This window comes from Pseudomonas sp. S2_B07 (assembly GCF_054668435.1).
Genome location: NZ_CP162769.1, coordinates 6,053,008 through 6,072,012, shown reverse-complemented (window position 1 = coordinate 6,072,012; position 19,005 = coordinate 6,053,008). Strand labels below are relative to the sequence as shown.

Annotated in this window: 13 protein-coding genes and 1 pseudogene; 6 read left to right on the top strand and 8 right to left on the bottom strand. The window is 59.1% G+C overall.

What is annotated here, in order from left to right:
- Positions 1-46 precede the first annotated feature (46 nt).
- A complete protein-coding gene (locus AB4N43_RS27910) occupies positions 47-1,321 on the bottom strand; it encodes a glucarate dehydratase family protein (protein ID WP_059182641.1) in 1,275 nt (424 codons plus the stop codon).
- A pseudogene (locus tag AB4N43_RS27905) lies at positions 1,318-2,714 on the bottom strand (MFS transporter). The gene AB4N43_RS27910 and the pseudogene AB4N43_RS27905 overlap by 4 nt, the downstream one beginning before the upstream one ends.
- Before the next feature lie 107 nt (positions 2,715-2,821).
- On the opposite strand from AB4N43_RS27905, the gene AB4N43_RS27900 reads away from it, so the two are divergent.
- Positions 2,822-3,724, top strand: coding sequence for a LysR family transcriptional regulator (locus tag AB4N43_RS27900; RefSeq protein ID WP_027924814.1), 903 nt, complete (start codon positions 2,822-2,824; stop codon positions 3,722-3,724).
- A 63-nt stretch (positions 3,725-3,787) separates the two neighbouring features.
- On the opposite strand, the gene AB4N43_RS27895 is transcribed toward AB4N43_RS27900, so the two are convergent.
- Complete coding sequence (locus AB4N43_RS27895; RefSeq protein ID WP_059182639.1) at positions 3,788-4,180, bottom strand: DUF6124 family protein; 393 nt, start codon at positions 4,178-4,180, stop codon at positions 3,788-3,790.
- A 457-nt stretch (positions 4,181-4,637) separates the two neighbouring features.
- Entirely contained in the window at positions 4,638-5,075 is a 438-nt protein-coding gene (locus AB4N43_RS27890; RefSeq protein ID WP_460152382.1) for a DUF6130 family protein, read from the bottom strand.
- A gap of 187 nt (positions 5,076-5,262) precedes the next feature.
- Here AB4N43_RS27890 and pdxR point away from each other — a divergent pair, with 187 nt between their 5' ends.
- From pdxR to AB4N43_RS27875, 3 genes are all read left to right on the top strand, one after another.
- Positions 5,263-6,768: a MocR-like pyridoxine biosynthesis transcription factor PdxR gene (pdxR, locus tag AB4N43_RS27885; protein ID WP_460152381.1), complete on the top strand. Its 1,506-nt coding sequence runs from the start codon at positions 5,263-5,265 to the stop codon at positions 6,766-6,768.
- Between the two features lie 112 nt (positions 6,769-6,880).
- Complete coding sequence (locus AB4N43_RS27880) at positions 6,881-7,951, top strand: sugar phosphate isomerase/epimerase family protein (RefSeq protein ID WP_059182637.1); 1,071 nt, start codon at positions 6,881-6,883, stop codon at positions 7,949-7,951.
- A gap of 33 nt (positions 7,952-7,984) precedes the next feature.
- Positions 7,985-9,250, top strand: coding sequence for an MFS transporter (locus AB4N43_RS27875; RefSeq protein WP_027924819.1), 1,266 nt, complete (start codon positions 7,985-7,987; stop codon positions 9,248-9,250).
- Between the two features lie 54 nt (positions 9,251-9,304).
- Here the strand turns inward: AB4N43_RS27875 and AB4N43_RS27870 are convergent, their stop codons facing one another.
- The 3 genes from AB4N43_RS27870 to AB4N43_RS27860 all read right to left on the bottom strand — a co-directional run bounded on the left by AB4N43_RS27870 (position 9,305) and on the right by AB4N43_RS27860 (position 14,183).
- Complete coding sequence (locus AB4N43_RS27870) at positions 9,305-11,305, bottom strand: peptidase U32 family protein (RefSeq protein ID WP_027924820.1); 2,001 nt, start codon at positions 11,303-11,305, stop codon at positions 9,305-9,307.
- A 153-nt stretch (positions 11,306-11,458) separates the two neighbouring features.
- The gene (locus AB4N43_RS27865) at positions 11,459-12,940 is read right to left on the bottom strand and encodes a DUF1254 domain-containing protein (RefSeq protein WP_027924821.1); all 1,482 of its coding nucleotides are present in this window, start codon (positions 12,938-12,940) and stop codon (positions 11,459-11,461) included.
- 118 nt (positions 12,941-13,058) lie between these two features.
- Positions 13,059-14,183: an MFS transporter gene (locus tag AB4N43_RS27860; protein ID WP_032833610.1), complete on the bottom strand. Its 1,125-nt coding sequence runs from the start codon at positions 14,181-14,183 to the stop codon at positions 13,059-13,061.
- Positions 14,184-14,378: 195 nt separating this feature from the next.
- On the opposite strand from AB4N43_RS27860, the gene AB4N43_RS27855 reads away from it, so the two are divergent.
- Both AB4N43_RS27855 and AB4N43_RS27850 read left to right on the top strand, forming a co-directional pair.
- Positions 14,379-15,272, top strand: coding sequence for a LysR family transcriptional regulator (locus tag AB4N43_RS27855; RefSeq protein ID WP_059182633.1), 894 nt, complete (start codon positions 14,379-14,381; stop codon positions 15,270-15,272).
- 218 nt (positions 15,273-15,490) lie between these two features.
- Positions 15,491-17,722, top strand: coding sequence for a putative bifunctional diguanylate cyclase/phosphodiesterase (locus tag AB4N43_RS27850; RefSeq protein WP_460152378.1), 2,232 nt, complete (start codon positions 15,491-15,493; stop codon positions 17,720-17,722).
- A gap of 154 nt (positions 17,723-17,876) precedes the next feature.
- On the opposite strand, the gene AB4N43_RS27845 is transcribed toward AB4N43_RS27850, so the two are convergent.
- On the bottom strand, positions 17,877-18,599 hold the full coding sequence (locus tag AB4N43_RS27845; RefSeq protein WP_027924824.1) for an SDR family NAD(P)-dependent oxidoreductase: 723 nt from the start codon (positions 18,597-18,599) through the stop codon (positions 17,877-17,879).
- Positions 18,600-19,005: the final 406 nt, after the last annotated feature.

The following is a 19,005-nucleotide window of genomic DNA, read 5'->3' as shown; positions in this document are numbered from 1 at the left end:
CTGTAGCAGCAGGCTTCGCCAGCTGCTACAAAATTGCGTTAGCGTCTCAAAAACGTGGCTTGATGGTTTTCCATTCTGGTTTGTAACGCTGCATCTGTTTCACATCATCGCGCTGGCGAATGCCGCACGTCAGGTATTGGTCATGCAGCTTGCCGAGTTGATCGTGATCCAGCTCCAGGCCCAACCCCGGCGCACGAGTAATTTTCACGCAGCCATCGACGATCGGCAGCTTGCCGCCCTTGATCACCTCTTCGTCCGGCTCCTGCCACGGGTAATGCGTGTCGCAGGCGTAATCGAGATTCGGCACCGACGCGGCGACATGGGCCATCGCCATCAGGCTGATGCCCAAGTGCGAGTTGGAGTGCATGGACACGCCCAGGCCAAAGGTCTGGCACATTTTCGCCAGCGCCTGGGTGTCGCGCAGGCCGCCCCAATAGTGATGATCGGCGAGGACGATCTGCACGCTGTTCAAGGCCACACTGCGGCGGAACTCATCGAAATCAGTCACCACCATGTTGGTCGCCAGCGGCAGGCCGGTGCGTTTGTGCAGTTCGGACATCCCCTCCAGGCCTGGCGTCGGGTCTTCGTAATATTGCAGGTCGTCACCCAGCAGTTCGGCCATGCGAATCGACGTTTCCAGGGACCAGTTAGCGTTCGGATCGATCCGTAGCGGGTAACCCGGAAAGGCCTTTTTCAGCGCCTTGATGCACGCCACTTCATGCTCCGGTTCCAGCGCGCCGGCCTTGAGCTTGATGCTCTTGAAACCATAGGTCTCGATCATGCGCCGAGCCTGGGCGACGATCTGCTCTTCGTTCAGCGCTTCACCCCAACTGTCGGGCTTGTAGGGGGAATCGATGTGCTGGGCGTACTTGAAAAACAGGTAGGCGCTGAACGGAATCTCGTCGCGGATCGCACCGCCCAGCAAGTCCACCAATGGCACGTTCAGCGAGTGCGCCTGCAAATCCAGGAACGCCACTTCGAACGCCGAGTAGGCATTGCTCACCGCTTTGCTGGCGTGAGAGCCGGGCGCCAGTTCGGCGCCGGCGATGCTCGCGGGTTTGTTCGCCGCCACGGTGGCCTGCACGATGGCGCGCAGCTGATTGAGGTTGAACGGGTCGAGGCCGATCAGCTTGTCTTGCAATTGCTGCTGGATCGCCAGCGCCGGCGCGTCGCCGTAACTCTCCCCCAAGCCGATGTAGCCATTGTCGCTCTCGATCTCGATGATCGAGCGCAGCGCGAACGGTTCGTGGATACCGCTGGCATTGAGCAGCGGCGGATCACGGAAAGCGATGGGGGTGACGGTGACTCGTGTGATTTTCAAGAGGCTGCTCCCTTTGGATCTGGTTTCAAAGCGGTGTGACTGACAGTGGATTGCGGCAAGGGGGTCGTGGCGGGTTTACCGGTCAGCGCGCGCAAGGCGTCGCCACGGGGTGCGGTGCGTGCGAAAAAGATCACCACGGCGGCGACCAGTGAGGTGGCGGCCAGGCCGTAGAGCCCGCCCTCGATTGAGCCGGTTTTTTGTTCGAGAAAACCGAATGCCGTCGGCGCCACGAAACCGCCCAGGTTGCCGATGGAATTGATCAGGGCGATCACCGCGGCGGCGATGCGCGCATCCAGATAGCCTTGCGGAATCGGCCAGAACAACGCCGAGGCCGCCTTGAAACCAATGGCCGCAAAACAGATGGCGACGAAGGCGAAGATCGGTCCGCCGGTGGTCGACATGAACATGCCGAACGCCGCAATCACCAGCGTCAACGCCACCCAGGCTTGCTGGTGTTTCCATTGTTGGCCATGGCGGCGAAGCCATACATCGCGACGATGGAAATCAGCCACGGAATCGAGTTGAACAGGCCGACCTGGAAGTCGCCCAGATTGCCCATTTTCTTGATCATGCTCGGCAGCCAGAACGTGGCGCCATAAATGGTCAGGGCAATGGAAAAGTAGATAAAACAGAACAGCGCGATTTGCTTGTCGGCCAGCAGTTTGAACATCGACGGCTTGATTGTCTGCGCGGCTTCGCGAGCCTGCTGCTCCAGCGCGATGGCGCCCACCAGCGCGTCCTTCTCTTCGGCGCTCAGCCACTTGGCTTCACGCGGATGGGATTGCAGCCAGAACCAGACAAAACCGCACAGCACGATGGAGGCAAAACCTTCAATCAGGAACATCCACTGCCAGCCATGCAGGCTGAAACCGCTGACGTTCAGCAGCGCACCGGACACCGGGCCGGAGATGACCGACGCAATGGCCGAACCACTGAGAAAAATCGCCATGGCCTTGCCCCGTTCCGTCGACGGCAGCCACTGGGTGAAGTAGTAAATGATGCCTGGGAAAAAACCCGCTTCGGCCGCGCCGAGAATGAAACGCAGCACATAAAAACTGGTTTCGCCGCGCACGAAGGCCATGGCCATGGCGGCGGCGCCCCAGGTGAACATGATGCGCGTCAGCCAGGCGCGAGCACCGTAGCGTTGCAGCAACAGGTTGGAGGGCACTTCGAAGATCGCGTAACCGATGAAGAACAGCCCGGCGCCCAGGCCATAGGCTGCGGCGCCGATGCCCAGGTCGGTTTCCATGTGGCTGCGCACGAAGCCGATATTGACCCGATCGATGTAGTTGACGATGAACATCACCACAAACAGCGGCAGCACGTGGCGTTTCACCTTGGCCGCGGCGCGGGCGAGCACACGCGGGTCTGGCGGATTCTGGAGGGTATTCAAGAGGCAACTCCCGATCATTGTTTTTTTTAGGGACGAGCCGATCATGGACGCGGCAATTGATCCCGTCTAATCTAACTTGGCATTCGATTGATACCTGGATTAGATCAATGTTCGAACTGACTCAACTGCGCTGCTTCACCACAGTGGCCACCGAACTCAACTTTCGGCGCGCCGCCGAACGCCTGAACATGACGCAACCGCCGCTCAGTCGACAGATCCAGTTGTTGGAGCACCATCTGGGTGTCGAGCTGTTCACCCGCACCACCCGCAGCGTCGCCCTCACCGCCGCCGGTCGTGCCTTCTTCATCGAAGCGCAGAACCTGCTGGAGCGCGCCCAGCAAGCCGCCGTCACCGCCCGGCGTTTTGCCGAAGGCGACATCGGCTCGGTCAACATCAGCTTCGTCGGGAGCGCGGTGTACGAATTCCTGCCCAAGGTCATCGCCGAAGCACGGCTCAAACAGCCCCACGTCAAAATCGACCTGTCGGAAATGAACACCTACCAACAGCACGAAGCCCTTCGCGCTCGGCGGATCGATCTGGGCATCGTCCGCGCGCCCTTGCTGGAACCGGGCTACGCCACCGAGTGCCTGGTGCGTGAGCCGTTCGTGCTCGCCGTCCCCAGTCGCCACCCGCTGGCGACTGCCGACACCGTGTCCGTCCAGGACCTCGACGCGCAACCGTTCCTGATGTACTCCCACGCCGCCTACCCGCCCTTCAACGAACTGCTGACCGGGATGCTGCGCTCCGCCCGCGTGGCCCCGGAATACGTGCAATGGCTCGGTTCGTCACTGACGATTCTGGCGCTGGTCAACGCCGGAATGGGCCTGGCCCTGGTCCCGCGTTGCGCCACCAGCGTGGTGTTCAAGAACGTGGTGTTCCGGGATATCGATCTGGGGGAAGGCGTGCAGAGTGAGCTGCATCTGATCTGGCGCGAGAACAATGACAACCCGGCGTTTGCGATGTTGCTGGAGGGGATCAGGAAGGCTGTGAGGGAGGGATGGGGCGTGTGAAAGCATCGATCAAACGATGAATACCTGTGGCAAGGGGGCTTGCCCCCTCACCACAATCAGCGGTTACACAGAGGGCTCAACCTTATCCAGCACCCGGTTCGCCGTGATCTCCGCCACCATGATGCTGTTGGAAATACCCAGCAAGGCGTAGCGCGACTCACCCTCCAGGTGATCCACCAATTGATGGACCATCACATCGACCGACGCCAACGTTTCGACCAAAAACACGGCCAGGGTTTCGGTCGTGGCCGCCGGGTCCACGGAAAACAGCGTACTGCGCGTGCGCTGGGTGGCTTTGATGTCCGCGTTTGACGGGAAGTGAAAATTGAGCGCGCGCTCGGCGGCGGCGTGGAGTTTTTTGGAGTCGAGGGTTTCGTATGGGGATGCGGGGTCGGTATCTGGTGGATCGGTTTCTGGCGATTCGGTATCTGGTGGATTGGGCGTTACTTTGAACATTGGCTCTAACCTCATAAGAGTGAGGCTGCAACCCGCTCGCGACTAAACGATAGGGAGGCAGCTGTGCACAGGTTAGTCGACCGATGAGCCAAGAAATCGGCGCGCCGAAGCGCCCTGCGCACAACCGCCATCAAGTGCAGGCATGGGATACCTGGCTGATAGGGACACTGTGCGTCTTGACATCAACGGGCGACTAAACCCGATCACTGATGGGCAGTGACGGGAATCAAATTACCGAGGGAGCCCAAGGCGCACAAGCCGGCGGATTCTGGCGTAGCCGTAGGCAACGGCGCAAGGTTTTGTAGCTTTCAGGACGTAACATGGAGGGCGTTTAAACACGCGCTTTCAAAAGTTGTTGAATGAGCCGACACGTAGTTCCTAAAGACTCCTGTCGTGGGAATGATCAATAACCTGTGGCGAGGGGGACGGCTTTATTGTTCCTGCCGTCTGAAGCCGTTCACTTCTGCGGAACGACAAAACTCACTTCCGTATGGGTGAGAATCTTGTGAGTCGGATCCGCCACTTCAAGCAGCACCTTATGCGTGCCGGGCGTCAGCCCAACCACGATAATCGGATCTTCACTGGTGTGCGCCCATGTCCCTTTCCAGTCGTCGACGGTCACATGCAGGTGAGCGAGACGGGGTGATACGTCAGCAGCCGTTTTGCCAAACACCGGCATGATCCTGGCGTGTTCTATTTGATACTGGATGATGACAACCCCGCGGGCGAGCGGCTCGGCAAGCGGCGGATAGGCGATGAGCGTGGGCACCGCCTCGGATTCCAGCGGGAGGATTGCCGGTGGCTGCTGGGGGGCTGCAATGCCTTGACCGCTTGCGGCGATGTAAAGAAAGAATGCCGACGCAACGGCCAAGGCATTTCTGAGCGCGACGGGCATGATTGTTCTCCCGTGAGATAACTTAAGGCTAGATCAAACTTGGCAGTTGTCGATATGGCACAGAACGTGCCGCATCCTCTCGAACGCCGCACACCCTCAACGCCCGATGGATGACTTATCGAGTATCGCTCGATACCCTACCTCCCCGTTCCCAGTCCAACGCCCCTTTCACCCAGGCGAGCATGTCATGAAATCCCCCGCAGGTTTGCTGCTGTCGGCTATCGAACTGGACCGTGCCAGCGCCATTCCCCTGTACCGCCAACTGTATCTGCAAATTCGCAAACAGATACTCAACGGCAGAATCCAGGGGGGCGTGCGTCTGCCGTCGACGCGGACCTTGAGCCAGGAATTGGGGCTGTCGCGGATCACCATTCTCAATGCGTTCGATCAGTTGATTGCCGAAGGTTTTCTGGCCTCGCGCACCGGTGCCGGTACGTACGTCGGCACGGAGTGGGAAAACCGGGGGATCGAGGACGAGCAAACGTCCCAGCCACCGCGCCTGTCGGACCTGAGCCAGTCAATGCTGTCGCTGCGCAGCGATCATTTTCGCGGGGTGTCCTATACCGACTGGGACCCTGCGACCCCGACCTCTTTCCTGCCCAGCCACAGCACCTATGAAGCCTTCCCGCAGGCGATCTGGCGGCGCCTGATGAACCGCCATCTGCTCAAGCCCACCAAGGCCATTCTGGGATATGGCGAGTTGCAAGGCTTGCAGGCGTTTCGCGCGGCGATTGCCGAATACGTTTTCGATGCGCGGGGCATCGACTGCGATGCCGGGCAAGTGGTGATCGTTTCCGGCGCGCAGCAAGCGTTCAACCTGCTGGGCATGTTGCTGCTCAATCCGCAGGACAGCGTCTGGATGGAAGATCCGGGGCACATCGCCGCGCGCATTGCGTTGCAGGCCCAAGGGGCGCAGGTGATTCCCTTGCGTATCGATGAACAGGGGATCGACGTCCAGCAAGGCCTGGCCGAGTGCCCTGATGCCCGACTGGTGTTTTGTACGCCGTCGCGCCAGCACCCGTTGGGTGTCACCCTCAGTTATGCGCGGCGCCAGGCGCTGATCGACTGGGCGGCGCAGCATCAGAGCTGGATCATCGAGGACGATTGCGACAGTGAGTTTCGCTACAGTGGCCGCCTCCTGCCGGCGCTGTATGCCATGGACCAGATGGCCCGGGTGATCTACGTCGGTACGTTCAGCAAAGTGCTCTTCCCGTCACTGCGACTGGGTTACGTGATTCTGCCGCAGGCACTGGTCGAACCCTTTTGCACGTTGCGTGCGGTGATGGATCGCAGCCCGCCCACCCTGCTTCAGGCGACGACAGCAGACTTCATGGGCGAAGGCCACTTTCTGGGGCACATCCGCCGCATGCGTGCGCTGTACAAGGCGCGCCAGCAGGCCTTGATCGGAGAGCTTGAAAAGCAGATTGGCAGCTTTTTCAGGATCACCCCGGCGGACGCCGGCATGCACCTGATCGCCTGGCTACCCGCCGAACTCAGTGACATCGAAGTTGCCCGGCAACTGGCCCAGCGCAACATCCACACCTACGCCTTGAGCGACTACCGCATCCAGCATGCCCTGCCGCCGGCGCTGTTGATCGGCTTTGCCGGCACACCCGAACACCAGGCCCGGGAGCGTGTCGAGGCGCTGGCCCAAGCCTTGCGCGCATTGGGTTATCTGCCGCCGACCACTTGAGGCGAGGCAAGTGGTCTTATCAAATAACTGATAGTGGATCTATCGAGAGTTCCTGACTGGCGCGATAAAGGCTGCGCCGGCAGACCCGGTGTCTGAACCAGGAACGACTCTAATGAACAATAAGATCCAGGAACGATTCAACGCCTTGCTGAGCCATAAAGTGGTCGAAGACGGGGCTGTCCCCGTGCTCACGGATGCACTGGCCCGGCGGTTGCTTGAGCGTCTGGGGCAATTGCGTCTGTTTGCCCACGCCTACCCGCTACTGACCAACCTCACCCACGGCCGTGTGACCCCGGCCGACCTGCTGGACTTCGCCTATCGCCACGAGCTGCAAGGCCTGAGCCTGCACTTGCTCGACGGCGAGGAAAACAGCCTGAGCCAGATGTCACCCGTGCAACTCCAGGCGTTTGCCGCCAAGGCCAAGGCGCTGGGGCTGGATGTACACCTGGAAATCAGCAGCACGCGGAAAAAGGATGTCGACCAGGTGATCGCCATCGCCAGGGCGCTGGGGGTGCGCAACATCCGTGTTTACTCGCGGTACGAGGGCACGCTGTCACAGGTCATGGAGATCATCGAAACCGACCTGCAGTACCTCGCGCAGCAAGCCGATGAACACGACCTGTTCTTTGACTTCGAGCAGCATGAAGAACTCAAGAGCGGCGAAATCGCGCAACTGCTCAATCGCCTCAACCACCCTCGCCTGCATGCCCTGTTCGACTTCGGCAACATGATCAATGCCTGCGAACAGCCTTTGCAGGCCCTGCGCAACCTGGGGCCGCACATCCGCCAGACGCACATGAAAGGCGTACGCATCGTCCCCGAACACAACGGTTTCGGCCATTACGGTGTACTGCAGGGCAGCGACGAAGACGATCTGCCCAGCGCCCGCCTGCTGTTCGAATTGTTGATGCTGGGCGAAGCCACCCCACAGGTGATCGCCTTCATTCTCGAGCAGGAAAACCACTACGTGGCCCCCGCCTTCCGCCAGAGCATCGAGGCCGCCGATCCGTTCATTGCTTACCGGGAGATGAGCGAAACGCCGCTCCCGAACGGCTTCTCGCTGGAGCAAATGCTGGCCGATGAACACCGCTGGGCAAACAACCAGGTCGCCTATGTCCGTAGCCTGCTGGCCGAACTGCGCACCTTGGCCGAACTGACCCTGGCCAGCCCTTCCAACGCCTGACCCTGACGACCCGATTACGCCCGGAGAACAATAATGACAACTCAAAACAAGGCCAAATGGCTCCGATTCCTGATCCTCATCCTCGGGGGCGGCACCATCTACAAACTGGCCAACCTCAAGGACGCCTTTTACGTGCCCATGCAGGAATTCATGGGGTTGAGCCACACTGAAATCGGCATGTTGCTCAGTGCCAACGCGATCATCGCCACTGCGCTGTTTGTGCTGGGCGGCCTGCTCGCCGATCGCTACGACACGCGCAAGCTGATCCCCCTCGGCCTGATCGGCACCGGTGGCCTGGGGTTGTACCTGGCGACCTTTCCGCCCTTCAGCAATTTACTGATCGTGTTCAGTCTGTTAGCCGTGTGCGCCGACTGCCTGTTCTGGCCATCGCTGCTCAAAGCCATCCGCAACCTGGGTGACGATCAGGAGCAAGGCCGGTTGTTCGGCCTGCTCGAAGGCGGGCGTGGCGTGGTGGATACACTGGTGGCGTTTTCGGCGCTGGGCGTGTTCGTCGCCATGGGTTCGGGCGAAACCGGCCTGAAGTCGGCGATCCTGTTCTACTCGGTCATCGACATTTTGGCCGGCACCCTGACCTGGTTCCTGCTCAAGAGCGGCAACGCGCAGTCGGTGGCCAAGCCCAAGAATGGCCTGGCGAACCTGATGGAAGCGATCAAGGTTCCAGGCATCTGGCTGGTCAGCCTCAACGTGTTCATGGTCTACATCGTCTATTGCGGCCTGACCTATTTCATTCCCTACCTCAAGGAAATGTACGGGTTGCCCGTGGCATTGGTGGGCGCCTACGGCATCATCAACCAGTACTTCCTGAAGATCCTCGGCGGACCTGCCGGCGGTTTTATTGCCGACAAGCAATTCAAGAGCACCAGTCGCTACCTGAAGTGGGCATTCCTGGCGCTGTTGCCGCTGATGGGCGTAATTATGTTGATTCCGAAAAGCCCGGGCTTCATCTATGCGGGCATGGCTGCCACCCTGTCCTTCGCCTTGATCGTGTTCTCCATGCGCGGGGTGTTCTGGGCGCCCATGGGTGAAGTCGGCATTCCCCAACACATCACCGGCTCGGCCTTCGGCATCGGTTGCCTGATCGGCTATGCGCCCGGCATGTTTGCCTACGTCATCTACGGCGCGATCCTCGATCATTTCCCCGGTGAACAGGGTTACAACTATGTCTTCACCTTGATGAGCCTGCTGGCCGTCGTGGGCTTCATGGTGTCGAGCCTGCTTTATCAAGCGGTGCGCAAAAAATCCGTGACCACTGACGGCATGAGTGCGGCGCAAGCCTGATCGTCGAGTGCAGAGGTCATCGGCATTGACGATGACCTCTGCCTCGCCCGTCACTCAATGCGGCGCGCGAGGAATCGTCTTCAGTAGGTCTTCAGGGCTGATGTAACCCACCACCGGCTCTGAACCACTGCCCGGCAGCGGCAGGTCAAGGATGTGGCCCTTGATCTTGCCGATGACGTGCATTTCGCAAGGCTTGCAGTCGAACTTCAGGGTCAGCACTTCGTCACCGTGCACCAGTTGCATTGGCGCGACTTTGGTGCGCACACCGGTCACGCCTTTGGCTTGCTTGGGGCACAGATTGAAAGAGAACCGCAGGCAGTGCTTGGTGATCATCACTGGCACTTCCCCGGTTTCTTCATGAGCCTCAAACGCCGCGTCGATCAGCTTGACGCCGTGGCGGTGATAGAAGTCCCGGGCCTTCTGGTTGTAGACGTTGGCCAGGAACGACAGGTGCGACTCCGGATACACCGGCGGCGGCGTGGTTTCGGCCTTGCGGTGACCTCGCGGGTGGGCGAGCAGCCGGGCCGCGGTCAATGCCTCGATCACTTCGCGACGCAAGGCTTTGAGCTGCGAGTTGGGAATGAAGAACGCCTGGGGTGCATCCAGCTCAATGGCAGTGGCGTGGTAGTCCGTGGTGCCCAATTGACCGAGCAGGTCGCGCAGTTGCTCCAGGGCCTGCTCCGGCTTGTTGGCCAGACCGAACGGACCGTCCAGCGACAGGCTGGCGCTGACGCCCTCCTCGCTCGTGGCGGTCAATTGCAGGCGCTGCTCATCCAGACGGGCCACCCAACTCAAACCGATACGGCGTTCGGCAGAAGTCTTCTGCAAGGCCTGCTGCCAGTTATGGTCAAGGTTGCGGCTCAGTGGATGGTTGGGCCGCAGCTTGAACATCCCGTCTGGCATCTCGTTGGGTTCGACCCGGTAGCGATAGCGCTTCTGGCCGTCTTCGAGGAATTCACCCTTGGGCTCGGCGATGTTGGCGCGGAAACCCACCACCTCGCGTTTGATCTGCACGTTGAGGCCGTCGCCATTGGACAGCGGCTCGAAGGTCACCACCTGCAAATCACGCTTGCCGACCTTCTCCACCACGCCCACCGACAAGCCCGTGAAGGTCGGCGAGTCGAAGGCGCCGATGTCGATCTTGCGATCAGTGACGAAGTAATCGGTGCTGCCACGGTGGAAGGTCTTGTCCGGGTCGGGCACGAAGAAGTGCGCGGTGCGGCCGCTGGAGGCCCGCGCCAGGTCCGGGCGGTCTTCCAGCACGTCGTCCAGACGCTGACGGTAATAGGCCGTGATGTTCTTCACATAGCCCATGTCCTTGTAGCGCCCTTCAATCTTGAACGAGCGAACCCCGGCTTCGACCAACGCCCGGATGTTGGCGCTCTGATTGTTGTCTTTCATCGACAGCAGGTGTTTTTCGTAGGCGACGACGCGGCCTTGGTCGTCCTTGAGGGTATAAGGCAAACGACAGGCCTGGGAGCAGTCGCCACGGTTGGCACTACGACCGTTCTGGGCGTGGGAAATATTGCACTGCCCGGAGAACGCCACGCACAACGCGCCGTGGATGAAGAATTCGATCGCGGCATCGGTCTCGTCGGCGATGGCGCGAATTTCTTGCAGGTTCAGCTCGCGGGCCAATACCAGTTGGGAGAAACCCGCCTGGTCCAGAAACTTCGCCCGTGCCAGCGTGCGGATGTCGGTCTGGGTGCTGGCGTGCAGCTCGATCGGCGGGATATCCAGCTCCATCACCCCCAGATCCTGAACGATCAACGCGTCGACGCCGGCATCGTACAACTGATGAATCAGCTTGCGCGCCGGCTCCAGTTCGTTGTCATGCAGGATCGTGTTGATCGTGGTGAACACGCGGGCGTGATAGCGACGGGCGAACTCCACGAGTTGCGCAATATCGCTGACTTCGTTGCAGGCATTGTGCCGGGCGCCGAAGCTCGGGCCACCGATGTACACGGCGTCGGCGCCATGCAGGATGGCCTCGCGAGCGATGCTCACGTCACGGGCGGGGCTGAGCAATTCCAGGTGATGTTTGGGAAGAGACATATTTTTTATCTGGTTATCACGGTAGGTGCGCATTGTAGCGGGCAAAAACGAGATGGGCACGTGGGGCGACGGAATGAGGGTTGTTGCACACCTGCACAGCAAAAGCAGCACTTGCCGACACCCACTTGCAGCGAGTGTCAGCAAGGGGTCGCACTACTTCGATACCACCACCGCCGGTGGCTGCCAGCTGCCTTCGCCAGGGGGAAGAATCGAAGGCGGTGCGGTCTTCGGCCAGTAGAGACGCATCACCAGATAGACCGTGTCGTCAGGTGCCGGCAGCCAGTTGGCTTCCTTGGCCTTGCCGGGGGAGTCCTTCTGGATGTAAATCGTCAGTGAGCCATCCGTGTTTTTCTTCATGGCCGACAGCATCGGCGAATTGATCAGGTAACGGTTGAGCGGATTCTTGATCAGCAGTTGGCTCTTGCCGTCGTACAGGGTCACCGACCAAAAGGCATTGACCGGCGGCAGCTTGCCGGCCGGGAAGGTAAGCGTGTAGTTGCGCTTGCTGGTATCCAGCGTCTGGCCGTTGCCGTCGGTGCGGGTATAGGGGTACATCGCCTCAACGGCGTCATTGCCGTAAAGGCCGCCCTTCGCGGCACCGGCACGCATCAGCCAGTCGGCCTTGTAGAACGCCTGGTCGCCGAAGAACGCACCGACGTTCCAGCCATTGATGTTTTTCATGCCGCTCGAGAGAAACTGGTCCACCTTCTCATCGCCGGCCTTCATTCCCAGCAAGACTACCGCTTTGTGTTCGAGCGAGAGGTCTTTGAATTCGAAGCGCCGGCCGGGGCCTACGCCGATGCTGGCCAGCTTCGCCCGGATCTGCTTGTCGTCAGCCGATGGCGGCACATACTCCAACGCGGCCGACAGGTACTCGAAGAAATTGTCCTTGATCCCCGCCGTGGTGGCCGGCACGAAATCAATCTTCGGGGCCGCGGGCGGCGCTGGTTGATGGAGGAAGGCTGAAAGCGGCTGGACCTTGTAACCCGCCTGAACCTTCTCGACATTGGGCATGTCGGCTGGATTGAACAACTGGGTCCGGATCAACGTCAGGGCAAAGGGGGTCGTGGAGGTGAACACTTTATCGATGCCAGGCGGTGTCGCCCCTTTCCAGTCAGGGCCTGCAATCAGATAGCTCCCGGGCGCGCTGGCCGTTGCCCGGCTGCCGATGTAGCCAAAGTTATAGGTGTTGCCGTCGATCAGCTGCACCGAGTAATAGCGCTTTTTGGAGACTGCCGGCACGGTGATCACCAGAGGCTCGGCACGCAGGTCGGTCCAAAGTATCGAGTATGGAGTGTCGCTGTTTGGCGTAATGACGGCAGTGTCAGCGGGCGTCGCGACCCGATGTTCGTTATACAGTCGGTTGAAAGGCGCCTTGAACTGGCTGGACTTGGGGTCCACCGCGAACTCGTTCATCACGGCGTAGTTCATCACCAGCGGCAGGCCGTAGATAAAGCCTTCCTCGGCGATAGCCTTCGTCTGTTCGAGGCTCGGCGCGGGTACGCCCTTGGCCACATCAGCCTTGTCTGCCTGTGTGATCGGATCGTTCTTGCTCGCACATCCCGTGAAAAGCGTTGAACCCACCACGACAAGTGCCGCAACTAATGTCCAGCCCCGGTTAAACGTCCTGTTCATGTCCACCTCGTTTGTTCTGAGCAAGTTGGCACCACGCCAGTCTGACGACTGAATGCCTGCAAGAACCCTAGGCACAGGGTTCCGGCTCGTCAAACGGACAAGGACAATTTTGAGTTCATCACTGATTGACGGTGCTTCGCGATGTGAACAAGGCCATCACTGCCGCGAGCACCAGCAAGATAGCGCTGGCGAGAAAGGTCATGCGATAGCCGCTCCCGTCGAACAACAGCCCGCCGAGGGTAGAGCCCAGGGCAATGGATAGCTGAATGACCGCCACCATCAGGCCGCCACCGGCTTCAGCATCCTTGGGCAACGCCTTGGCCAACCACGACCACCACCCCACAGGTGCCGCCGTCGCGATCAGGCCCCACAGCCCCAGTAATACAAAAGCAGCCACGACGCCACCGCCAAGGACAATCAAGGACAGTGCAATGGCGGCCATTAAGAGTGGAATGCTGACCAGGACGCGGTACAGGCCGGTTTTCAGGAAACTGCCGATCAGAAGGGTCCCGACAAAACCCGCCACGCCGATGACCAGCAGGATCATCGACAACAGGGAGACCTCTACACCCGTGACGGTCTCCAGAAACGGGCGCAGATAGGTGAACAATACAAACTGCCCCATGAAGAAAATGCCCACGCTCAACATGCCGAAACGGACCAATCGGCTCTTCAACAATCGAAAGACATTGCCCGTGCCCGCTTTACGCGGCGCCGCCGTCATGGCCGGCAGGCTGATCCACTGCCAGATCAATGCGATGATCGCTACCGGAATCAGGCAGAGAAAAGCGCCCCGCCAACCGATGACACTCCCCAGGTAGCTTCCCAGCGGGGCGGCCACTACGGTTGCCAGTGCATTGCCACCGTTGAAGACTGCCAGCGCCTTGGGCACGCTATGGGACGGCACCAGGCGCATGGCCATTGCCGCCGACATCGACCAGAACCCGCCGATCACCACGCCGATCAGCGCACGCCCCATCATGTACACCGTATAGTTTGGCGCCAGACCGACCACCAGCCCCGACACGCACATAATCCCGGTCAGTAGCAGCAACAGCGTCTTGCGGTCCATTGCGCCCGCAAGCCTGGAAATCGAAAGGCTTGTCAGCACCGCGAAAGCGCCGGAGATGGCAATCCCATACCCGGCCAGTCCTTCACTGATGTGCAGATCCGACGCAATCGGCGTGAGTAAACTGACAGGCATGAACTCGGAGGCGATCAGCGCGAATACGCACAGTGTCATCGCAAAGATGCCACTCCAGTAAGCCGGCCGTTCCCCAGTTCCCGGCGTGCCGAGGGCATCACCTGTCGGGGTGTCGAATACAGGTGTCTCGCTCATCCTCAGTACTCCGTTCCAGATAGGTGACAGAGCTTGACGGATTCGAGATACCTTGATTAGTAGGTGTAATCTTCATGTGCTTTTGAGAAAAACTCAGCAATGGCCCATACCAAAGTCAACGATCTCCAAGCTTTTCTGGCAGTGGCACGCGATCAAAGCTTCACCAAAGCCGCAGCCAAACTGGGCATTACGCCTTCTGCACTGAGTCATACGATCCGGGCACTTGAACAAAGACTGGGAATACGTCTGCTCGCCCGCACAACACGCAATGTGTCGCCGACAGAGGCAGGCGAACGATTGATGCGCTCGATCGCCCCGCTTTTTGATCAGATCGCGGTCGAGATTGAAGCCTTGAGCGAATTACGGGACAAGCCCAGTGGCACGATTCGTATTTCCTGCACCGACGATCAGATTGAGTTGTGCATTCGGCCGATGCTTGCAGGCTTCTTGAAGAATTACCCGGATATCACCCTGGAGTTCTACGTCGACTATGGATTCACCAACGTGGTCGAGGAACGCTTCGATGCCGGCATTCGCCTGGGCGAATCGATCAGCAAGGACATGATCGCCGTTCGCATAGGACCGGATTGGCGGTTGGCGGTGGTGGGCTCTCCAGCCTATTTCGAACGCAACCCGGCACCCACAACCCCCTATGAACTGACCGGGCATGACTGCGTGAATATCCGACACAGGCCATCAGGGGCGATTTACGCCTGGGAGTTTGAACGAGATGGCCGGGCGTTTACGGTCAAGGCAGATGGGCCACTGGTTTTCAACAGCATCATGCATGTTCTCAATGCCGCCGTTGATGGCATTGGTCTGGCCTATGTACCCGAGGAATTGGTCGCACCGTATCTGGCCGACGGCCGCCTCAAAGAAGTCCTGGCCGACTGGTGCCCCGAGTTTCAGGGTTACCACTTGTATTACCCCAACAGACGCCAGACGTCTCCCGCCTTTTCTGCATTGGTGGAGGCGCTGAAATATAGAAGCTGAGTGTTCTGTATTCGACGCGCTGCAACGTCTGTTACAGCTCTAAATCAGCCAAACGGAGCCAATCTGATACGGTTTTTTATTGTGGATCTGAGTCTGTTCTGTGGCTGGGTCGGTGTTCTATAAAGAGCGGGATCGGAGTGCGAGCGGACTGCACCCGACCGCCCACTTTTCCAGACTCTTTGAAGATCGGATGGTCTCGGCAGTCCTCAGGAACCATCATGAATACCCTCTGCACGAGCTTTCACAGCGTGGCTCTCCCCGAGTCGCAGCGTGACATTCTCGGCATGATCGCGACCAATCATCCACTGGGCGACGTTCTGGCCGCCATCTGCCTGATGCTCGACGCACAAGAGCCTGACACGCGTTGTTCGATACTGCTCACCGATGCTCAGGGCAAGCATCTGCTGAACGGTGCGGCGCCTGGCCTACCGCCTGAATACAGTCAGGCCATCCATGGCATGCCCATCGGTCCACAGGAAGGGACCTGCGGCACCGCAGCATTCCGGCGCGAATTGGTGGTCACCGTAGACATTGCCCTGGATCCGAGCTGGGAGCGTTTCCGGAGTCTGGCGCTGGGGCACAATCTGCGCTCCTGCTGGTCGTTGCCGTTATTCTCGCATCAGGGCTGTGTGGTGGGGACGTTTGCGCTGTACCAGGATCGGGCCAATGGACCGAATGAGGCGCAGATTCAACGGCTGACCTGTGCGGCGCAGCTGGCGGCCATTGCGATCCGCCATGAGCGTGACGGCCACCGTCTGGAGGAAAGCGAACAACGTTTTCGTTCATTGTTTACCTACAACCCCAACCCGGTGTTCGCCCTCGATCTGGCTGGCAATATCCAGAGTGTGAATCCAGCAGGCCTGAAGCTGAAACCGCACACTGCAACCGACTTCATCGGTCATCATTTTTCCCACCTGGTGCTCGAAGAAGACCTGGAACGGGTCAGTCGGCATTTTTCCGCTGCCCGCACCGGCGAGCCGCAACGCTTCGAGGCACGGGTTCGCGACGAGAATGAAAACCTGTTGACCATGGACATCTCTAACCTGCCGATCATGGTCAACGGAAAGATCGTCGGGGTATTTGGCATTGCCCGGGACATCAGCGAGCAGAAGCATTACGAGCGCCAATTGAGCTTCAACGCCAGCCATGACCGGCTAACCGGTTTGCTTAACCGTGTTTCGCTTGAAGACCGGCTTATTCTGGATTGTCACATCAGTCGTCGGCGTAAGCGTCGTCTGGCGGTGATGTGCATTGATCTGGATGGATTCAAATCCATCAACGATTCGATCGGACACTGCTTCGGCGATCAGGTGCTGATTGAAGTGGCGCAGCGCATGACCCAACAGGTTCGTCCCGGGGATACCATCGTGCGCATGGGCGGTGACGAATTTATCGTCTTGCTGCCAGATCTGCTTCGGGATGAGGACGTTGTCCCGGTGGCCGAGCGATTGATGGCCAGCATTGCCAGACCCTACTGCCTCCAGGGCATTGACCTGCACGTGAGTGCAAGTATCGGCATCACCCTGAGTGATGGTGACATCGAGCAGCCGATGCAGCTGATCCAGCAAGCTGACATGGCCATGTACAAAGCCAAGCAGCAAGGGCGCAACAACTTCCAGTGGTACACCAGCGATCTCAATCAACGTGTTTGCGAGCACGCAAGCCTGCGCAATGACCTGCAAAAGGCGATCGAAACTCAGTCGTTTGAACTGCATTATCAACCGCAGATAGACGCGCGCACCGGTCGGGTAGTCGGGATCGAGGCGTTGCTGCGTTGGGAACATCCGGAGAAAGGCTTTATCTCTCCAGCGGTGTTTGTGCCGGTGGCAGAAGACAGTGGTCAAATCATCCCACTGAGCCTTTGGGTCCTCGATACGGCTTGCGCGCAGCTGCGCCAGCTAGGCGATCAGGGCCTCACAGACATCTCGATGGCCGTGAATATTTCGCCGATGCATTTCCAGCGCGGCCAGTTCGTTGAGTGTATCCAGACAGTGCTGAGCAAGCACGGAGTTAGCGCCGGGCAGTTGGAACTGGAGATTACCGAGTCGCTCTTGCTGCATAACGTTGAACAGGCCATCGATACGTTACACCGGCTCAAAGCCTTGGGTGTACGCATTGCGCTCGATGATTTCGGCACCGGCTTTTCCAGCCTCAGCTACCTCAAGCGTTTGCCCATCGACAAGATCAAGATTGACCGCTCGTTCATCCAGGATATCGCCACCGACCATCACGATGCCGCCATCACCCAAGGCATTATTTCCATGGCCCATCACCTCAGCCTGACAGTGGTCGCCGAAGGCGTGGAAACGGCGTCTCAGGTGAATTTCCTGAAGGGCAGTCGCTGCGACATTTTTCAGGGCTATTACTTTGCCAAACCGATGCCATACGAGGCACTTGAGATGTTCTTGGGCATCGATATCCGCGGGAGCAATACCACGCAGGCCAGATGAACAGGACTCCCTGGTGATCGCTGGGCTAGCCGACTGAAAACCGTAATCGTCCTTGTCAGCGGCTGAACTAAAACGGGCTGGATATCCGCTCTATCCGGACGAGGATGCCTGCAATCACTTAGGGGGGAGACACGCATTCGCTGCCCGCCACGGGTCAATGGAGCAGACGTGCAGGTGAAACGATATTGGGGCCCCCTGCTACCCGGCTGAGCAATTCCAGCCGGGCAACCTCAAATGTATTCCATACCTCCCGATCGGCAACACTGGGTAGCGAGATGGCTTCTCCAGAATCAAAATCCTCTAGCGCGGCATCCACAATGGCCACTGCGCTTTGATATCGGGTCTGCTGTGAACCGGCATACAAAATTGCTTGAACACGTACTGCGACTTTATTGAAACGCTGGCGCAGCGCGTGGGATAGCGAGAGCAAAAAAGCGCTACTCGCCGACTCAATGGCAGCACCGGAACTCGTCTCGAACACGGGCACCAGATTGATAACCGTTCCGGCGCCCCTCTTTACGAAACCATTTGCCAATGCGTAAGACAAGCGTACGGGAGCAGTGATCCCCAAGGCGATTGTGGCCCCTATCTCATCTTCCTCAGGGATATCGTGATGGTTGATGAGCAATGTGATACTGGCGTCCTGGCTTAACAAGGCCTCAATGCGGACAACTTCGGCGGACACGGCCAAATCGGCATTCAGCACTTCAACCGATCGTCCGCTGGAGTCAGTGAGCGCTGCAGCGAGCGTCATTAATTGCGGCCGATCCACGGCAATTAAAATCAAGTCGTAGCCCCGCTGAGTCAGTCGGTGGGCGAACGCTGTGCCTATCGCGGTACCAGCGCCGGTTATAACTGCCGTGCCTTTATGAGTCATGCGGTTTGCTCCAAAGGCGGGTGCATGAAATAGGACCAGAGTAGTGAACGCCCGTATGTCGGTAAAGGCCGTAAAACCATCATTTCCGGCCTCGTGTTGGTCAAGTTTATGGGCGGAAATATTGGTATTCCGACCTGTTGACGGAGTGCAAGCTGCTTAATCTGTCTTCACTGAGTCGGGCCGTAAGACGCCGCTACCGACACCACCGACAGCCGCAGCATCAACTTGATGACCATTGCCGATGATGATCAATACGGTGACCACCCCAGCGCACTGGAATCTACAGCCAGTCAACAGATGGTCATCCGGTTGCGGTAATGCGTGCCAGCGTGGAGCCTGGCGATCTGGAGTTCGTAGTGCAGCTCAATGAGGCACTGGCTGCGGGTTGAAGTTTCTCGTGCCTCAG